The 16,595-nt window shown below is 42.3% G+C and carries 15 protein-coding genes; 12 read left to right on the top strand and 3 right to left on the bottom strand.

Translation table 11 applies throughout. The features are described from left to right. Nucleotides 1–56: 56 nt before the first annotated feature. Together BWD47_RS13290 and BWD47_RS13285 are read right to left on the bottom strand one after the other, a co-directional pair. Nucleotides 57–803, bottom strand: a complete 747-nt coding sequence (locus tag BWD47_RS13290) for a DUF3307 domain-containing protein (RefSeq protein ID WP_075594120.1) — start codon at nucleotides 801–803, stop codon at nucleotides 57–59. Next, nucleotides 800–1,417 (bottom strand): hypothetical protein, encoded by a 618-nt coding sequence (locus tag BWD47_RS13285; RefSeq protein WP_075594119.1) that lies wholly within the window; start codon nucleotides 1,415–1,417, stop codon nucleotides 800–802. The genes BWD47_RS13290 and BWD47_RS13285 overlap by 4 nt, the downstream gene beginning before the upstream one ends. 156 nt (nucleotides 1,418–1,573) lie before the next feature. Between BWD47_RS13285 and BWD47_RS13280 the strand changes: the two genes are divergently transcribed. The 11 genes from BWD47_RS13280 to BWD47_RS13230 all read left to right on the top strand — a co-directional run bounded on the left by BWD47_RS13280 (nucleotide 1,574) and on the right by BWD47_RS13230 (nucleotide 12,177). Then, complete coding sequence (locus tag BWD47_RS13280; RefSeq protein WP_081759726.1) at nucleotides 1,574–2,068, top strand: NYN domain-containing protein; 495 nt, start codon at nucleotides 1,574–1,576, stop codon at nucleotides 2,066–2,068. A gap of 373 nt (nucleotides 2,069–2,441) precedes the next feature. Then, on the top strand, nucleotides 2,442–3,356 hold the full coding sequence (gene nagK / locus BWD47_RS13275) for an N-acetylglucosamine kinase (RefSeq protein WP_036969344.1): 915 nt from the start codon (nucleotides 2,442–2,444) through the stop codon (nucleotides 3,354–3,356). Beyond that, the gene (nagA, locus tag BWD47_RS13270) at nucleotides 3,356–4,468 is read left to right on the top strand and encodes an N-acetylglucosamine-6-phosphate deacetylase (RefSeq protein ID WP_036969341.1); all 1,113 of its coding nucleotides are present in this window, start codon (nucleotides 3,356–3,358) and stop codon (nucleotides 4,466–4,468) included. Before nagK ends, nagA begins: the two co-directional genes overlap by 1 nt. A gap of 64 nt (nucleotides 4,469–4,532) precedes the next feature. Continuing rightward, nucleotides 4,533–5,663 carry a transmembrane glucosamine N-acetyltransferase NagX gene (gene nagX, locus BWD47_RS13265; RefSeq protein ID WP_036969338.1) on the top strand — a complete coding sequence of 377 codons (1,131 nt, stop codon included), beginning with the start codon at nucleotides 4,533–4,535 and terminating at the stop codon, nucleotides 5,661–5,663. Nucleotides 5,664–5,878: 215 nt separating this feature from the next. Continuing rightward, nucleotides 5,879–6,673: a glucosamine-6-phosphate deaminase gene (nagB, locus tag BWD47_RS13260; protein WP_075594118.1), complete on the top strand. Its 795-nt coding sequence runs from the start codon at nucleotides 5,879–5,881 to the stop codon at nucleotides 6,671–6,673. 168 nt (nucleotides 6,674–6,841) lie between these two features. Beyond that, nucleotides 6,842–7,759: an NAD(+) diphosphatase gene (nudC, locus tag BWD47_RS13255; protein ID WP_075594117.1), complete on the top strand. Its 918-nt coding sequence runs from the start codon at nucleotides 6,842–6,844 to the stop codon at nucleotides 7,757–7,759. Between the two features lie 17 nt (nucleotides 7,760–7,776). After that, on the top strand, nucleotides 7,777–8,955 hold the full coding sequence (locus BWD47_RS13250) for a cystathionine beta-lyase (RefSeq protein ID WP_036969333.1): 1,179 nt from the start codon (nucleotides 7,777–7,779) through the stop codon (nucleotides 8,953–8,955). A gap of 112 nt (nucleotides 8,956–9,067) precedes the next feature. Further along, nucleotides 9,068–9,886 (top strand): ABC transporter permease, encoded by an 819-nt coding sequence (locus BWD47_RS13245; protein WP_036969330.1) that lies wholly within the window; start codon nucleotides 9,068–9,070, stop codon nucleotides 9,884–9,886. Beyond that, on the top strand, nucleotides 9,883–10,791 hold the full coding sequence (locus BWD47_RS13240; protein ID WP_075594116.1) for an ABC transporter ATP-binding protein: 909 nt from the start codon (nucleotides 9,883–9,885) through the stop codon (nucleotides 10,789–10,791). The genes BWD47_RS13245 and BWD47_RS13240 overlap by 4 nt, the downstream gene beginning before the upstream one ends. Nucleotides 10,792–10,793: 2 nt before the next feature. Continuing rightward, entirely contained in the window at nucleotides 10,794–11,168 is a 375-nt protein-coding gene (locus BWD47_RS13235) for a PH domain-containing protein (RefSeq protein WP_036969326.1), read from the top strand. 220 nt (nucleotides 11,169–11,388) lie between these two features. Further along, nucleotides 11,389–12,177 (top strand): putative porin, encoded by a 789-nt coding sequence (locus BWD47_RS13230; protein WP_075594115.1) that lies wholly within the window; start codon nucleotides 11,389–11,391, stop codon nucleotides 12,175–12,177. Between the two features lie 57 nt (nucleotides 12,178–12,234). On the opposite strand, the gene BWD47_RS13225 is transcribed toward BWD47_RS13230, so the two are convergent. Then, the gene (locus tag BWD47_RS13225) at nucleotides 12,235–14,079 is read right to left on the bottom strand and encodes a M2 family metallopeptidase (RefSeq protein WP_075594114.1); all 1,845 of its coding nucleotides are present in this window, start codon (nucleotides 14,077–14,079) and stop codon (nucleotides 12,235–12,237) included. A 208-nt stretch (nucleotides 14,080–14,287) separates the two neighbouring features. Between BWD47_RS13225 and BWD47_RS13220 the strand changes: the two genes are divergently transcribed. Further along, entirely contained in the window at nucleotides 14,288–16,567 is a 2,280-nt protein-coding gene (locus BWD47_RS13220; RefSeq protein WP_075594113.1) for an acyl-CoA dehydrogenase, read from the top strand. The last annotated feature ends 28 nt before the right edge of the window (nucleotides 16,568–16,595 follow it).

Here is a 16,595-nt window from a genome sequence, read left to right as displayed (position 1 = left end):
GGTTGATTAATAAAAAGCGCGCCTATTTTGGCGCGTTTTTTTATGGGTCTGCAAAGTTACACTGCTTTGAGGTAATTAACCGCTAAGCCAATGAATAAAGTCATGCTGACACTGAGTAAGGTACCGAGCATAACGTATTCAGTCAGTTTTTTATCTTTACTGGCACTTAAATCACCAAAGCGGAATACGGATTTTGCTGCAAGTAAAAAGCCAACGCCTGCAAATTGGTCCAGTAAGATAAATGTTAGCATTAATACGCGCTCAAGCATGCCGATACTTTGTCCTGCGGCTGGTAAACTGCCAGTGGTGCTGAAGCCAGATGTGATGCGCTCTAACATCATGCGAATAAACACCGCTGTTGGATTTAAAACCAATAAATAGCCACACAGCACCCATAATGTTGCCGGTTGCATCAACCATTCCCAGCTATGTGTAAAAAATTCATCGTTGTCGCTTAACCATATAGCCAGCAATAACAAGATAACTAAATGTGCAAGTTGGTCGACAATAAAAGGAACCACGCCTTTACTTGAGTAAGATTTAGCAAGGTCGATTACATAATGTGTAACCATAATTACTGCCGTGGCGATAACGACGCTTGAAAGTGCTTGCCAACCATAATTAAACTCCCAAAGTAATAGCACCAAAAATGAGCTAACACCGTGGGTGAGCACGTGTAAGTAAAGTTTACTGGCACGAAAGTGGCGTGTATTTCTGTCATGCACCCAGCTCATGGGTTGCCAGTAAAAGTCGGCAATTAAATGCGCTAAAACTAAGCTTACGATAAGTAATGAAAAACTCATGTTGTCATTCCTTTGAGTGTGGTTTGGCTGTACTGCATAAAACGTTCAATTAATTGGTAGTGAGCTAAATTTAAAAGTTTTGTGACATTGGCTCGGCTTGTTGCGAGTTCTTTAGCAAGTTCGGCATGATTGTTGTGTTCTGCTGTTAAATAATAAAACAACGCATTTGCTTGTTTTTGACTCATTTTTTCAAGTAATACTTCAATTAGTTCAATATTGAGTAAAAAACCCTCGTCAAGGGGCTGATTGTCTATTTGTAAAATGAGTCGTTGATGGCCCATATTATCTAACCCCCTGCCAGATAGAGTATAGGCACTGCCTGTGGCTGTTTTTATATCAGCCCGTGGATTATCAACCTTTCCAATGGCCAGGCTTTGTCTGAGCTCATAATTAGCGGCTTTCATTTGCAAATATAAAAGTATCGCCGCACAACATACTGTATCAGGCGTCGCTAGATGCAGTTGCATAGCATCGCCGCGGTAAATGGTATAGTCAGCGTCGAACCAATTAGCAATAAAGCGTAGACTCTGATCAAGCTGATACAGCATCGCGTCGTATTCTTGCTGGGGGATTTTTTGTGACTTAATTAAATCACCACTGATCACCGCTATCATTATGGATTTCCTTTTTAAAGTAACTTAATTCGGTTACATCGCGATAAGTAACCAAATTCGGTTACTTTGTTTTATGTAACCAATTTAGGTTACTCTTTCGTAAATTTCAACCAAGATATGCTACAGTGTGATCAAACCACTAAGAATAGAATCAGTATGCAAGCAGTTGATAAGCCAAAAGTCGGCATTTTTGTTGATGTGCAGAATATTTATTATACCTGCAGAGAGAGCTATAAAAAGAATTTTGATTACAATGCCTTCTGGGCGAAAATGAGCGAACGGTATCAGATTGATTGCGCGATTGCGTATGCAATTTATCGCGGTGATGAGAAACAGTCTCAGTTTCAAAATATTCTTCGTGCGATTGGCTTTGAGGTAAAACTTAAACCTTTTATTCAACGCCGCGATGGGAGCGCAAAAGGGGATTGGGATGTTGGTATCACCATTGATATGCTTGAGCATGCAAAACAACTCGATAAAATGATTTTGCTCTCCGGCGATGGTGACTTTGCCTTATTGCTTGGTCACCTAGCACACAACTACCACATTCCTTGCGATGTGTATGGCGCTGAATACCTTACAGCCGATGTGCTTAAACACGCTGCTGCTGAGTTTCATTGTATTGATGATTCTTTGTTGCTCGGTAAGTGAAGAAAAATTATTCCATAATAAATAAAATATTTAAATAAAGTATTATTTCAGCTAAGCTAACATGAGTTACACTGATTACAAATAAAGGAAACGTGGTTTGTCAAAACCAGATTTATGCCAAAAAAGGTGTGAATGAAAGCGTTATCAGCCATCCTTGGTGGAGAATTAAAATTTCTTACCTTTAAATAAAGCCATTTAATTCAGTGGATTATGAATAAATATGAAACTAATGCTAATTTTTATAAAAAATATAATGACAACGCTGTCATTTGTTGTGTAACATTAAATCAACATGGGTCGAGATGATTTCGCATTCAGATAAGAAAAAAAGTGCGATTGAGACAAAAACTAAACGAAGGTTAGGGGTCGTTAAATGATGGCGAAGAGTGTGAGTGAGGACCAGTTGTTTATTGGTATTGATGGTGGCGGAACGAAATGTCGAGCAACTATCTACTCTGTTAAACAGGGTGTATTAGGAACCGGCCTGGGTGGTCCAGCGAATCCATTACATGGTTTGGAACGCACACTTGAATCAATCATGGTTTCCACACAGCTTGCGCTTCGAGACGCGGGATTACCCCTTGAAACGGTTCATCAACTTTATGCTGGTTTAGGATTAGCGGGTGTAAATCTTCCGAGCCTTTACGATAAAATTATGGAATGGGATCATCCATTCAAACAAATGTTCTTAACGACCGACTTACACACCGCGTGTATAGGGGCACATGAGGGCAGTGATGGCGCTGTTATTATTACAGGCACGGGCTCATGTGGTTTTTCATGCGTAAATGGTCGCACGACTAACTTTGGTGGCCACGGTTTTGCGTTAGGTGACAAAGGAAGTGGCGCATGGATGGGCTTAGAAGCAATTAAAGCCGCATTACTTAATTTAGATGGCTTAGGGCCTTCAACGAGCTTAACAAGAGTGATTACTGAACATTTTTCTGCTGAAAATGCGATGGGTATTGTTGAGCAAATGTCGGGACAGCCTTCAAGTAGTTATGCAAAACTAGCGCGCTATGTGTTTGACGCTGCTAATAATGGCGATGCGGTTGCCACTGCTATCGTTCAAGATGGTGCTGATTATGTGAGTAAATTAGCGCACCGTTTACTTGAAAATAAGCCTCCTCGGTTATCGATGATTGGTGGCCTAGCAGAGCCCCTTAATAAATGGCTTGATACCGAGATAGCAAAACGCGTAGAAGCGCCTATTCAGCCACCAGAAATGGGCGCTGTGTATTTCGCACAACAATCAGTGCTCGAACAAAATCAAGAGGTTGCTCTGTAATGGCTACTTATCATGCTACGTCATTGTTTACCGGTGACGAGTTTTTAGAAAATGTTTTTTTTAGTGTTGCAAATGGGGTGATGACATTTGTTGATGCTGTTGATAATGCGATTGAATTAGATGGCTTAGTCGCTCCGGGTTTCATTGATGTACAAGTGAATGGAGGAGGCGGTGCCTTCTTTAATGCTGAGCAAACAACAGAATGCTTAGACCGAATAGCGAAAGCACATGGTCAATTTGGCACTACGGCACTGATGCCCACCTTGATCACCGATAAAGTCGAAGTAATGGCGATGGCGGCTGATGCAACAGCCAAAGCACTTGCTGAGGGGGTACCTGGGGTACTAGGAATACACTTTGAAGGCCCACATTTATCATTCCCTAAAAAAGGCACACACAGTGAGCAATTCATTCGACCAATAACAGAACAAGAATTTGCGATTTATGCACGTCAAGACTTGGGTATAAAAATGGTGACCTTGGCACCTGAAAGTGTCAGTACCGACGACATTGCTCGTTTAATCGAGTGTGGTGTAAAAGTATCTATTGGTCACACGAATGCTGATTTTGCGACAACTAATGCAGCACTTGCTGCGGGAGCCGATGGGTTTACACACTTATTTAATGCTATGTCAGCGTTCACTTCTCGAGAGCCTGGTGTTGTTGGTGCCGCACTTTGGGATGATAACAGCTGGTGCGGATTGATTGTTGATGGTCACCATGTACACCCATCATCAGCCAAGTTGGCAATTCGTACCAAGCAACGTGGGAAAATCATGTTAGTCACAGATGCGATGCCACCTGTGGGTACAAATGATATGGAATTTGATTTTTTTGATGGTCGAAAAGTAATTCGAACAGGTGATCGTTTAAATTCAACGACGGGCGAGTTGGCGGGCAGTGTATTAGACATGGCAAGCGCGGTGCGAAACACCGTGAATACCTTAGATGTTAGTTTAGCGGAAACATTACGCATGGCGTCACTGTATCCTGCACAGTACCTCGGTTTAAAGAAAAAAGGCCGCTTACTAGAAGGCTATGATGCCGATTTTGTCGTACTTGATGAGCATCAATGTGTGACAGCTACTTTTATTGCTGGTAAAGCGCTGTAATTAACTTCCCTGGTAAAAACCCCCGCCGTTGTATCGCGGGGCTTTTTGTATTCGAGGTAATAACATGACAACAACACACCCTACAAAAAAACGTTTAGCCTCATTAGATGCGCTTCGTGGCATGGACATGTTTTGGATATTAGGTGGTCAGTCGATATTCGCAGCGCTATTTGTGTTAACAGGCTGGACTGGCTGGAAAGTATTTGAAGCACATACTGTGCACAGTGCCTGGCATGGCTTTACTTTTTATGACTTAATTTTCCCGTTATTTATTTTCTTATCAGGCGTTGCTATGGGGCTTGCACCGAAGCGCATTGACCACTTAAGTTGGGATGAGCGTAAAGTGTATTACCGTAAGGCAGCTAAACGTTTGTTATTATTGTGCCTATTAGGGGTTTTGTATAATCATGGTTGGGGCACAGGCATGCCTGTGGCGCTTGATGAAATCCGTTATGCCAGTGTACTTGGCCGCATTGCGATCGCGTGGTTTTTTTGTGCCATGCTAGTGTGGCACACGAGTCTGCGTACTCAAGTTATCACGGCATTGTCTATTTTAGTCGGTTATTGGGTGCTTTTGTGCTTTGTGCCGGTACCCGGTGGCAGTGCAGGGGACTTATCTGCAGCGGGGAGTTGGAATGCATGGTTTGATGCACATTTATTACCAGGTATTAGCTATCAAAACCGTGTCGTTGACCCAGAAGGCGTGCTGTCGAATGTTCCAGCGATTGTTAATGCTTTAATCGGTGTGTTTGCAGGCCAACTTATTGCCCGAGCTCAGCAAATGGGTGAATGGAAAATGTCGGTGATACTGTTTGCCTCAGGGGTTATCTGTGTGTGTTTAGGCTGGTTATGGGACTTACATTTTCCGGTAAATAAAGAATTATGGACGAGTTCATTTGTATTGGTCACTGTTGGCTGGAGTGCGATGTTACTTGCTGTGTTTTACGCGCTGGTGGATATTCTGCCAGGCCAGCGAGCAGCGTATCCATTTGTGATCATTGGTGCTAATTCAATTATTATTTATTTGGCATCAAGTTTGGTGAATTGGGGTTATGTAAGCCAAAGTGTGTTTGGTGGAGTGATCCGCTCAACACCAGAAATATGGCAGCCTTTAATGAGTGTTATTGCATTACTGGCCGTTCAAATGCTGGTGTTACATTGGATGTACCGCCGCAAAATTTTCGTGAGTGTATGACAAAATAGCCCCATATTTTTGTCGAAAACAGTTATTTTTTATTCACTTTTACTTTACAAACTTAAATCTAAAAGTGATAATGACAGCGTTGTCATAATGGTTGTAGTCACTGTACCGTATCCTGGCAGTGGCTTGATCTAAAACCCAATTAGATTGCACGTGTGGTTGGGTTTTAGATCCCATTTTTTTCCAACTTAAAATTAGAGCTAATCGATATGCAAATAGTGATTCTTGATGATGCCGCACAAGTCGCAGCCTATGGTGCTGACATCTTTGCAAAACAATTATTAAAAAAGCCAGCGTCAGTACTTGGTCTAGCAACGGGTTCAACACCTGTTGCGTTATATCAAGAACTCATTACTAAAAATAAAGCGGGTGATATTTCCTTTAGCCAAGCGACAACATTTAATTTAGATGAATACTTAGGTTTAACAGGTGAGCATCCACAAAGTTACCGATACTTTATGAATGAGCAGCTGTTTAATCATATTGATATCGATAAAACCAATACGCATGTGCCGCCAGGGGATGCAGAGAATCCTTTGGTTGCGTGTAAAGACTACGAGCAAAAAATTGTCGATGCGGGCGGCATCGATGTGCAATTACTGGGCATTGGTCGTAACGGTCACATTGGCTTTAATGAGCCGTCGTCAGGGCTTGCATCACGCACACGTGTTAAAACACTGACTAAAGCAACGATAGATGATAACGCGCGTTTTTTTGCTGAGGGCGAATACCAGCCTCATTTATCAATTACGATGGGGATTGGCACCATTCTCGACGCTAAAAAAGTGGTGCTGCTAGCTACAGGTGAAAGTAAAGCCGATGCTGTACATGCGATGGTTGAAGGCCCATTAATGGCGAAATGCCCAGCATCAGCATTGCAGCTACACAAAGATGCAGTGATTATTATCGATAAAGCTGCCGCAAGTAAATTAGAAGATTTGGCGTTTTATCAGCACATAGAGGCTGAAAACCAAAAATTACAGGCACACCTAGCGAGCTTGTAAAATTGTGAGAGAGCATAAAAAAGCCCATTTGGGCTTTTTTTATGCCCGTTATAAATTGGGTTTATCATCAGCTTATGGTAATTTCGTAGACGAACCTTTTTAGGATACTAAAACGTAGTTTCTTTAAATGGTTAGAGTAGAAGATGTAAATTATTTCAAAGGAACGTCATGCTGAATTACTCTCAAATGCCATTGGACCGTGCATCAAATCGTCGCAAAGATCCTAAGTGGCTGAAGGCACAAATAAATTCGCAAAGCCGCTGGTTATTGGTTAATAAAAATCAAAGTTTATTCGTAAAAGATACGCCGCAAGTATGTTATTTACGGTTATCGCAAGTGGATCATTTAGACTTATCAAAAGGCATTTTGCTTGGCCTTGATGAGCAGGACATTGCTCATTTTGCATTGGATGTAAGTGACGTTCCAGAATCGGTAATAGCCCCCGTACTTGATGGTGCTGAATTTGTTGATATTCGCAAGTTAGGCCCTCAAGTTGAACTTAAACAAGGCTCTATTGCAGCCCTTGCCAGAGGTTTATGCTTTTGGCATGCAACGCATCGTTTTTGTGGTCGATGTGGTCATGAAAATAACATGGTTGAAGCGGGTCATTCACGCTTATGTGAAAATCAAACCTGCCAACATCAAACATTCCCGCGCACTGATCCTGCCGTTATTATGATTGTAACAAAAACCTTTGCTGATGGCGTTGAGCGCTGTTTACTAGGTCGCCAAGCCAGCTGGCCCGAAGGGGTTTATTCAACGCTTGCTGGATTTGTTGATCCTGGCGAAACGTTAGAACAAGCCGTTGCACGCGAAGTAATGGAAGAAGCGGGGATTGAGGTGACAGACATTCAATACATTGCCTCTCAACCGTGGCCATTTCCTTCCTCTATAATGTTTGGTTTTATGGCAACCGCCGTGTCAGAAGATATCTTAGTTGATAAAGACGAATTAGACGATGCGAGATGGTTTAGTCGTGCAGAACTTAATGAATTTGGGCAATGGCATGAACAAGGCAATCACCTTAAGCTAACGCGACAAGATTCTATTTCACGATTTTTGGTTGAGCACTGGCGCAACCTGTAAAGCAGATTGGAAAACAAATGAAAAAGATAAATAGAAATACCCAACTCGTCTCTGCAGGGCGTAAGAAAGCCTATACACAAGGCGTTGTTAACCCGGTAGTGCAACGTGCGTCAACGGTGGTATTCGACTCAGTTGCAGAGTTAAAAGAAGCAGCAAAAAAACGGGGTGATAAAACACTGTTTTATGGCAGACGAGGAACAACAACACACTTTGCATTACAAGAAGCCATCGCTGAACTTGAAGGTGGCGAAGGCTGTGCGCTTTATCCATCAGGCGCTGCGGCGATTAGTAACGCTTTATTGTCGTTTGTAAAAACGGGTGATCATATTTTAATGGTCGACACGGCTTATGAGCCGACACGCGACTTTTGCGATAAAATACTGGCGGGCTTGGGCATAGAAACCACTTACTACCCGCCAGGCATTGGCGCGGGCATTAGTGCGCTTATAAAAGACAACACCCGCGTGCTATTTTTAGAATCGCCGGGCTCAATCACCATGGAAATTCAAGATGTGCCAGCGATGGTTGCTAAAGCAAACGAACGTGGTGTGATGACCATGCTCGATAATACGTGGGGGAACGGTTTGCATTATCGCCCACTTGAGCACGGTGTTGATATCAGTATTCAAGCTGCAACAAAGTACATTGTTGGTCACTCCGATGTAATGATGGGTGTGGCGGTTTCAAACAAAAAATATTGGCCAACATTAAGAGAAAACTCATATTTATTGGGTCAATGTACCTCAGCAGATGATGCGTATTTAGCATTGCGCGGCCTTCGTACGATGGCTGTGAGATTAAAACAACATGAGCAAGCTGCAATTGACGTTGCAACATGGCTTGAAACCCACCCATTGGTTGATCATGTACGCCATCCTGCATTCGAAACATGCCCAGGGCATGAATTCTTTAAGCGTGACTTTGATGGCAGTAATGGCTTGTTTTCATTTGTAATGAAAGCAGGTAATCAGCAAGCCATTGATGCATTTCTAGATAGCTTACAGCATTTTAAAATGGGCTTTTCATGGGGAGGATATGAAAGCCTCGTTACGGCAAATTTAACCATGAAAGGACTGCGTTCTGAAACAGGTTGGACGCAAGGCCCTGTGATACGTTTACATATAGGCCTAGAAGATGTGGCTGATTTGCTAGCCGATTTAGATCAAGCACTCGCCATTTATGAGCAGCACCTCTAACTTGAAAATATACTTTGTTACATAAGAGCCGTTTATCGGCTCTTTTTTTCTGGTAATTCAAGCTGTTTCACCTTAGTGTAAATTAAATATTAAAATTCATTAAGGATTATGAGTGACGCAGTTACATCCTAAACGCCTTGCGCAAATTGCACAATTTGAGCTTGTAAGACTCTTTTTAACCAAAAGAGGGTTACTAGCCGTTGCCGCATTTGCCATTTGTTGGTTATTAATTTTACGCTACCCCATAGCGCAATCTGTTAGCTTAATAAGTTCGCCAGATTTTGCCGATTTTGCGAGGCAAATGTTTGGTGCTATCGGAATTAGTAAACTTCTCGATTGGCCAGAATCAGAGCTTGCGGTGTATTGGCTTATTGCTTTGTTTAGTTTTCCTGGTTTTTGTTTATTTTTATGCAGTGACCAAACCGTGGGAGATAAACAACGCGGCACACTGCGCTTTTTATCCTTGAGAGCGACGCGTAGCGAAATAATTATAGGTCGCTTTTTAGGGCAGTTATTAATACTCACCGTACTTTTATTTGTGACCTTAATGGCCACTGTTTCGATGTTAGCGTACCGAGAGCCGAGCTTATTTGTATCTGGGCTTAGCCGCAGTGTTGTTTTATTACTGCATTTAGTGATCACCGTTATGCCATTTATCGCGTTAATGAGTTTTTTAAATACGTTTGCACGTTCTGCACGATTATCCTTTGTTTTGGCTATTTTATTTTTTGCAGCAGGGAACATTATTATTGGTCTTTTAAGCTGGCAATGGCCTATTTTTGAGGTGTTAAATTATCTGTTTCCAGGTTATCAAATTGACCTTATGGCAGGGCAAAGGGCAGGGCTGATGTTAGGTGTCGGTTTACCTTTGCTGCAGACAGCTGTTTTGTTAGTTGTGGCTGAGCGTATTTTTGCAAGGAGTTCATTATGACCGTATTAATTCGTGGCGAAGGTCTATCGAAAAATTATGGCAGCAAACGCGCGCTCGATAATGTCAGTTTCGAAATTAGTAAAGGGGCACCAGTGGCATTGGTTGGGCCAAATGGAGCCGGTAAAACAACGCTATTTAGTTTGCTCTGTGGTTACATTTTACCTAGCGCAGGAAGTTTATCGGTAATGGGCCATAAACCGGGCAGTGCGGCCTTGTTTGGTAAGCTCACTGCATTACCACAAGATGCTCAACTGGACCCGCGCTTTAGCATTGCACATCAACTTAATTTTTATGGTCAATTACAAGGCTTAAGCAATGCGGTACGCAACAAAGAAACCGCACGCGTACTTGAGCTGGTTGGTTTGGCTGAGGTAGCTAAACAGCGCCCTGATGATTTATCGCATGGCATGCGCAAGCGTGTCACAATTGCGCAAGCATTAATAGGCACACCTGAAATCGTGATGCTAGATGAAGCAACCGCTGGCCTTGATCCGATTCATGCGCGTGAAGTGCGCGAGCTTGTCAGTACACTTAGCAATGAAGCGACTTTTATTTTGAGCTCGCATGATTTAACTGAACTCGAGCGTTTATGCTCTCAAGTGCTGTATTTAGACCAAGGTGTGTTAAGCGAGCATCAAGCTCGTTCAACAAGTCAGGACAACAAACATTATATCACTTTGCAACTGAGTCAATTATACGACGGGGTAGAGACCAAACTATCAAGTTTGCCAGAGGTCAACCATGTCTATATGAGTCAATCAAAAGAATATGTTATAGAGTTTGAAAAAGGCGCTGACCCATTTGATATCAATCTTCTTCATTTTTGTTATCAACAAGGTTGGCACTATCGCCAATTGGTTAATGGTCATACACTTGAAAATCAAATATTTAATAAGGAGAGCTAATCATGGGTCTATTAAGTGGGTTAATGGGGAATGCAAGCGAAGTCGATAACAGTGACTTAGAGCATTTAATTGCCAATACATTAATTGAAGGAGAAAGCGTACAAAAAGCCTATAAGGTTGTACGCGATATGTTTATCTTTACCAATAAAAGACTAATCCTTATTGATAAACAAGGTGTTACTGGTTCTAAAATGGAAATTTTGAGTATTGCTTATTCAAAAATCACCAAGTTTAGTAAGGAAAGTGCCGGTCATTTTGATTTAGATGCGGAGTTGAAAATTTGGGTTGGGTCAGATCCAACACCAATCACTAAAGACTTTAAAGCCGGAGATAACATTAATGAAGTTTATAAAATTATAAGCCAATTCTCTATATAAGGTACTGAACTGCTTGTTCTTTTCTAGAAAAAGGGGGCTTTGAACATCCGTTTAAGCCAACTTTTTCTTTACATTTGTCGACGCTTTATTACAATTAGTATAGTAAAAACAAACGCTTAGTTAAGTTGTTGTTCAGTTTTCTCACGTTAGCATGTGCCCACATTAGCCAACAGGCTAGTTTTTAATAGCAATAAAACAATGTTAATAGGGAAATCTGTTTATGAAAAAGTTAGCAGTTATTATTTCAAGTATGCTTCTGTCAACTGCCGCGACTGCTGCGGATAGTTATCAATCAATTAGCCATTTAGGGTATATGGACACCGATGGCAACGACACTGTGAGTGTTGATTCAACTTACTACTTTGCTCCAAAGACGACATTAGGTCCGTATGATCAATTTGAATACATCAACAAAACAACCAACGTGTATGGTTCGTATGCTGATGATGACTTTGGTGATGTGACGGGTCTTGGCGGTGAGTACTTTGTAAAAGATTTCGTATTCGGTGCGGGCTATAACAATTATGACTATGGTTCGAGCACAGATGTATTTAACGTATCTGCGGGTTATTTCTTGAATCCGAACCTTCTGTTAAAAGCGACATTCATCGACGTTGAAGACGGTGAAAATTCGGTGATGTTTGATCTTAAGTACAATCACCAGCTAAACAGCACAGATTACGTGGGCTTCACATTAACAGCAGATGATGACTTTGATTATCGCGCAGTGAATGCGAAGTACTTCATGGACCTTAAACAAGGTAATTACTTAACGGTTGAAGGGACTATCTCTGATACTGATAATGCAGGTAGTTCATGGGAGTTAGGTTCTAACTACTATTTCTCAAAAGCAACATCGGCATTTGTTACATTTAACAAAGAAGATGATTACAGCTTTGGTGCTCAACATTATTTCAACAAAAATGTGGGCTTAAAAGTGGGTTATGCAAACAACTGGGATGACTCAGATTACGATGCATACTTCGCAAACGTTAGCCTGCAGTTCTAATCATTTATTTGATGATATGAAAAAGCCCGCATATGCGGGCTTTTTGCTTTAGGTTGTTTACCAACCGCACTTACGGTCTTTATTTTGTTCATCAAGGTATTTTTGTAATGGTGCAAAGTAATCTAAGATTGCAGTGGCATCCATTTGTTCTTTACCGGTAATGGTTGCAAGTGCTTCTTGCCATGGACGACTCGAGCCCATTTCAAGCATTGCATTTAGTTTCTCTCCAGCCTCTTTAGAGTTATACACAGAACAGCGATGAATGGCTTCTTCGTTGCCCGCAATTTCACAAAGGCTTCTGTGGAAATTAAACTGTAAAATATGGGCTAAGAAATAACGTGTATAAGGCACATTACCTGGAACATGGTATTTTGCACCGGGATCAAAGTCTGATTCACTTCGAGCGATTGGCGCTTGCACACCTTGATATTTCTCACGTAACTCCCACCATGCTTTATTATAGTTTTCAGGTGTTACTTCGCCAGAGAATACCTTCCAGCGCCATTGGTCGACAAGCAGGCCGAATGGAATGAAGGCGACTTTCTCAAGAGCCATTTTCATTAATAGCCCAATATCTTTAGACTCATCAGGCACTTCATTTAACAGGCCTATTTCTTTTAAGTAACCCGGCGTTACCGAGAGGGCAATGGTGTCGCCAATTGCTTCATGGAAACCATCGTTCGCACTTTCTTGATAATAAACCGGTTGAGTGTTGTAGGCACGTTGATAAAAGTTATGCCCTAACTCGTGGTGAATAGTTGAGAATTCTTCGCCTGTGCGTTGAATACACATTTTAATTCGTAAATCGTCTTTACTATCGATGTTCCATGCAGAGGCATGACACAACACATCACGATCACGAGGCTTTATAAATAATGAACGTTCATAGAACGTGTCAGGAAGTGGTGCGAATCCCATTGATGTAAAGAATTTTTCTGCACCGCGAACCATTTTTAGTTCATCGTAATCGTGTTCAGCAAGCAATGCTGTCACATCGTAACCAGGATCTGCGTTTTCAGGCGCAACAACATCATAGATATTGCCCCACGTTTGTGCCCACATGTTGCCTAATAAGTGTGCTGGGATTGGTTGGTCTTGGGGTACTTTATCTTCACCATATTGTTCACCCAGTTTTGCACGAACGTGACAATGAAGCGATTCGTAAAGTGGTTTAACTTGACTCCAAATACGATCGAGTTCTTTGGCAAAATCATCAGCAGGCATATCGTACTTGCTTCGCCACATTGCACCTGTATCTGCGTAACCTAGCTCTTTAGCGCCTTCATTGGTTAGCACAACCTGTTGTTCATACAACGGGCGCATAGGTTTTGATACTTGTCGCCAACCTTGCCATAAATCGAGTAGTTCGTTGTAGTCTCGGCTGGTGGCCATTTTAGCGGTCATTTCACCTAGGCTTAAACAACTTCCCTCTTCTTTACAATATTTCCCTTTACCATAAATACCGCCGAGTTCAGCCACAAGCTGTGATAACTTAGCAGTTTTTGCTGCATCTTGAGGTGCAGGCAATGTGAGAGCTAGCTTTAGTTTATCGAGTTTTCGGCGCGCATCGTAATCAAGCTCTATACTGTCAAACTTGGCTGCTTCGTTAGCGAGTCGCACAACCGATTCAGTCATTTTTCGATTAACTTCTGCTGATAACTCAGCACTGTCATGAGTAATGAAGTTTGCGTAAATCCATTCAGCACGGCTCGATTCTAAAAACAGTGCACTTAATTCTTTTTCTGTTTCTGCGATAAATTTATCTGCATCTTGTGCTGTTGCTTGGGGTGGTGTTTGCGTGGTCGTTGTTTTCGCAGTAGGCGCTTCGTCGTTACAGCCAGAAAGTGCCAACGCACTTGCGACCATTACAGCACTCACACTGAGCTTAAATGGAGTCTTCATAGTTTTTCCCTAAAGAATGTTATTGTTATCGAACTACTGGCTGAGCTCTGATGTGTCAGTAGTTTTAGTATGGTAGTGGCATAATAGCAGTGTCGAAAAAAAGAACAAGCGAAGAGCCGAATTGAGTCACCGTTACAATTTGACACGTTGTATTTATGGCACGATCAGTCATACTTGAGGCAGTTGATTAAAATAAAAGGATTGCACAATGACTACTGTAATTATTCTGTTACTGGTTGCTGTGATTGTGATTTTTGCTGTGAAAGATATTCGCATAAACCTGATCACGCGACCTACATTTAGTATGTTTAAAAGGGTATTACCGCCTTTATCTCAAACAGAACGCGAAGCAATGGAAGCGGGTGATGTTTGGTGGGATGGTGAGTTATTTAGTGGTAACCCTGATTGGCAAAAGCTACATCGCTTTCCTAAGCCTGAGTTGAGCGAAAAAGAACGTACATTTTTAGCTGAGCAAGTAGAAACCTTGCTGGCAATGCTCGACGATTATCAAATTGTTCAAAAAGATAAAGACCTGCCTAAAGAAGTATGGGATTACCTGAAAAAAGAAGGTTTCTTTGCACTGATCATTCCAGAGAAGTTTGGTGGTCGTGAATTTTCGGCAATTGCTAACTCGACCATTGTGTCTAAAATTGCCACTAAGAGTCTAACAGCCGCTGTGACGGTTATGGTTCCTAATAGCTTAGGACCGGGAGAATTACTGCTTCATTACGGTACAAAGGAGCAGCAAGAGCGTTGGTTACCAAGCCTTGCAAAAGGTGATGATGTGCCATGCTTTGCATTAACAGGACCTGAGGCCGGCTCAGATGCAGGGAGTATTCCTGATACGGGTGTCGTGTGTAAAGGTGAGTTTAATGGCGAAGAAGTCATTGGTTTAAAACTTAACTGGTCGAAACGATACATTACGCTTGCACCGATTGCGACCGTGTTGGGGCTCGCGTTTAAAATGTATGACCCCGATGGTTTACTAGGTGATAAAAAAGAGCTGGGCATTACGTGTGCGTTAATTCCAACCGACCACGAAGGCGTGCAAACAGGTGAGCGCCACTATCCATTGAATATGGCGTTTATGAATGGCACCACGTACGGTAAAGATGTATTTATTCCGCTTGATTGGATTATTGGTGGAAAGCAGGGTGCAGGACGAGGTTGGCGTATGTTGGTTGAATGCTTAAGCGCAGGCCGCGGTATTTCGTTACCCGCCTTAAGCACAGCAACCGGGCATTTAGCTTCACGGATGACATCTGCCTATGCCACTGTTCGTCAACAGTTTGGTGTCTCTATTGGTCAATTTGAAGGAGTGCAAGAGGCTTTGGCACGCATCGGCGGGTTAACTTACACGCTTGAGTCTGCTCGACTCATGACCGCAGGAGCCATTGATTTAAAATTGAGCCCTTCGGTAGTCACTGCAATTGCCAAATACCATATGACAGAAATGGGTCGTACAGTTATGAACGACGCAATGGATATTCATTCAGGCAAGGGAATTCAAGTCGGGCCTAATAACTATCTAGCTCATGGTTATATGGGGATCCCAGTGTCTATTACGGTAGAAGGCGCGAATATTCTTACCCGTAATTTAATGATTTTTGGTCAGGGCGCAACCCGCTGTCATCCATTTGTACTTAAAGAAATGGAAGCTGCTGCAATGGAAGATCACGACTTAGCGTTAAAAGAGTTCGACGCGCTACTACTACAGCATATTTTGTTTGCTGGCAGTAATGCGGGGATGGCTTTTGTACACGGTTTAACGCGTAGTTATTTTGCCAAAGCGCCTGTGAGTGGTGCCACTTCTGTGTATTATAAGCAATTAGGGCGCATGAGCCGAGGCTTAGCGTTTTGCACCGATGTAGCGATGTTAGTTTTAGGCGGCGAGTTAAAGCGCAAAGAAATGATTTCAGCACGCTTAGGCGATGTTCTCAGCCACCTGTATTTAGCTTCTTGTGTACTTAAACGTTACGAAGATGAAGGGCGTCAACAGGCCGATTTACCGTTTGTTCAATACGCAGTAGAACATTCACTGTTTAGTATTGGCCAAGCATTTGATGGCTTTTTCAAAAACTTCTCAAACCCTGTAGTGAACTTTTTACTTAAACGTATTGTGTTTCCATTAGGCAACCATTATCACCGCCCAAGTGATGAGCTGGCGCAAACTATGTGTGAGCACATGAGTAAGCCTGGTGTGTTCAGAGATAGGTTAACACACTTGTGCTATGTAGATGAGAATGCTGGGACGGGTGTGATGGAAAATGCCTTTATGGCGATGATTGATACTCATGAAGACTTCAAGCAGCTGCGCAAGTGGCAAAAAGAGGGCACCATTGGCCGTAATTTAGAGCTAGAAGATGCGATAGCGGTGGCGGCAGAAAAAAACTTGATTAACGACACGGTTGTTGAGCGAATGAATGAAGCAAATGCGCTGCGAAAACGAGCCATTGCTGTTGATAACTTTGCCCCCGGTGAGCTGTAGCTCATAGCATAAAAAAGCCTTGCAAGAG

Source organism: Pseudoalteromonas sp. PAB 2.2 (assembly GCF_001938575.1).
GTDB classification, from domain to species: Bacteria; Pseudomonadota; Gammaproteobacteria; order Enterobacterales; family Alteromonadaceae; genus Pseudoalteromonas; species Pseudoalteromonas lipolytica.
This window is presented reverse-complemented; position numbering and strand designations above follow the sequence as displayed.

Bases quoted from the DNA above. Each gene is read 5' to 3' on its own strand.
- BWD47_RS13290 (WP_075594120.1), bottom strand. From the start codon at position 803: ATGAGTTTTTCATTACTTATCGTAAGCTTAGTTTTAGCGCATTTAATT.
- BWD47_RS13285 (WP_075594119.1), bottom strand. From the start codon at position 1,417: ATGATAGCGGTGATCAGTGGTGATTTAATTAAGTCACAAAAAATCCCC.
- BWD47_RS13280 (WP_081759726.1), top strand. From the start codon at position 1,574: ATGCAAGCAGTTGATAAGCCAAAAGTCGGCATTTTTGTTGATGTGCAG.
- nagK (WP_036969344.1), top strand. From the start codon at position 2,442: ATGATGGCGAAGAGTGTGAGTGAGGACCAGTTGTTTATTGGTATTGAT.
- nagA (WP_036969341.1), top strand. From the start codon at position 3,356: ATGGCTACTTATCATGCTACGTCATTGTTTACCGGTGACGAGTTTTTA.
- nagX (WP_036969338.1), top strand. From the start codon at position 4,533: ATGACAACAACACACCCTACAAAAAAACGTTTAGCCTCATTAGATGCG.
- nagB (WP_075594118.1), top strand. From the start codon at position 5,879: ATGCAAATAGTGATTCTTGATGATGCCGCACAAGTCGCAGCCTATGGT.
- nudC (WP_075594117.1), top strand. From the start codon at position 6,842: ATGCTGAATTACTCTCAAATGCCATTGGACCGTGCATCAAATCGTCGC.
- BWD47_RS13250 (WP_036969333.1), top strand. From the start codon at position 7,777: ATGAAAAAGATAAATAGAAATACCCAACTCGTCTCTGCAGGGCGTAAG.
- BWD47_RS13240 (WP_075594116.1), top strand. From the start codon at position 9,883: ATGACCGTATTAATTCGTGGCGAAGGTCTATCGAAAAATTATGGCAGC.
- BWD47_RS13235 (WP_036969326.1), top strand. From the start codon at position 10,794: ATGGGTCTATTAAGTGGGTTAATGGGGAATGCAAGCGAAGTCGATAAC.
- BWD47_RS13230 (WP_075594115.1), top strand. From the start codon at position 11,389: ATGAAAAAGTTAGCAGTTATTATTTCAAGTATGCTTCTGTCAACTGCC.
- BWD47_RS13225 (WP_075594114.1), bottom strand. From the start codon at position 14,079: ATGAAGACTCCATTTAAGCTCAGTGTGAGTGCTGTAATGGTCGCAAGT.
- BWD47_RS13220 (WP_075594113.1), top strand. From the start codon at position 14,288: ATGACTACTGTAATTATTCTGTTACTGGTTGCTGTGATTGTGATTTTT.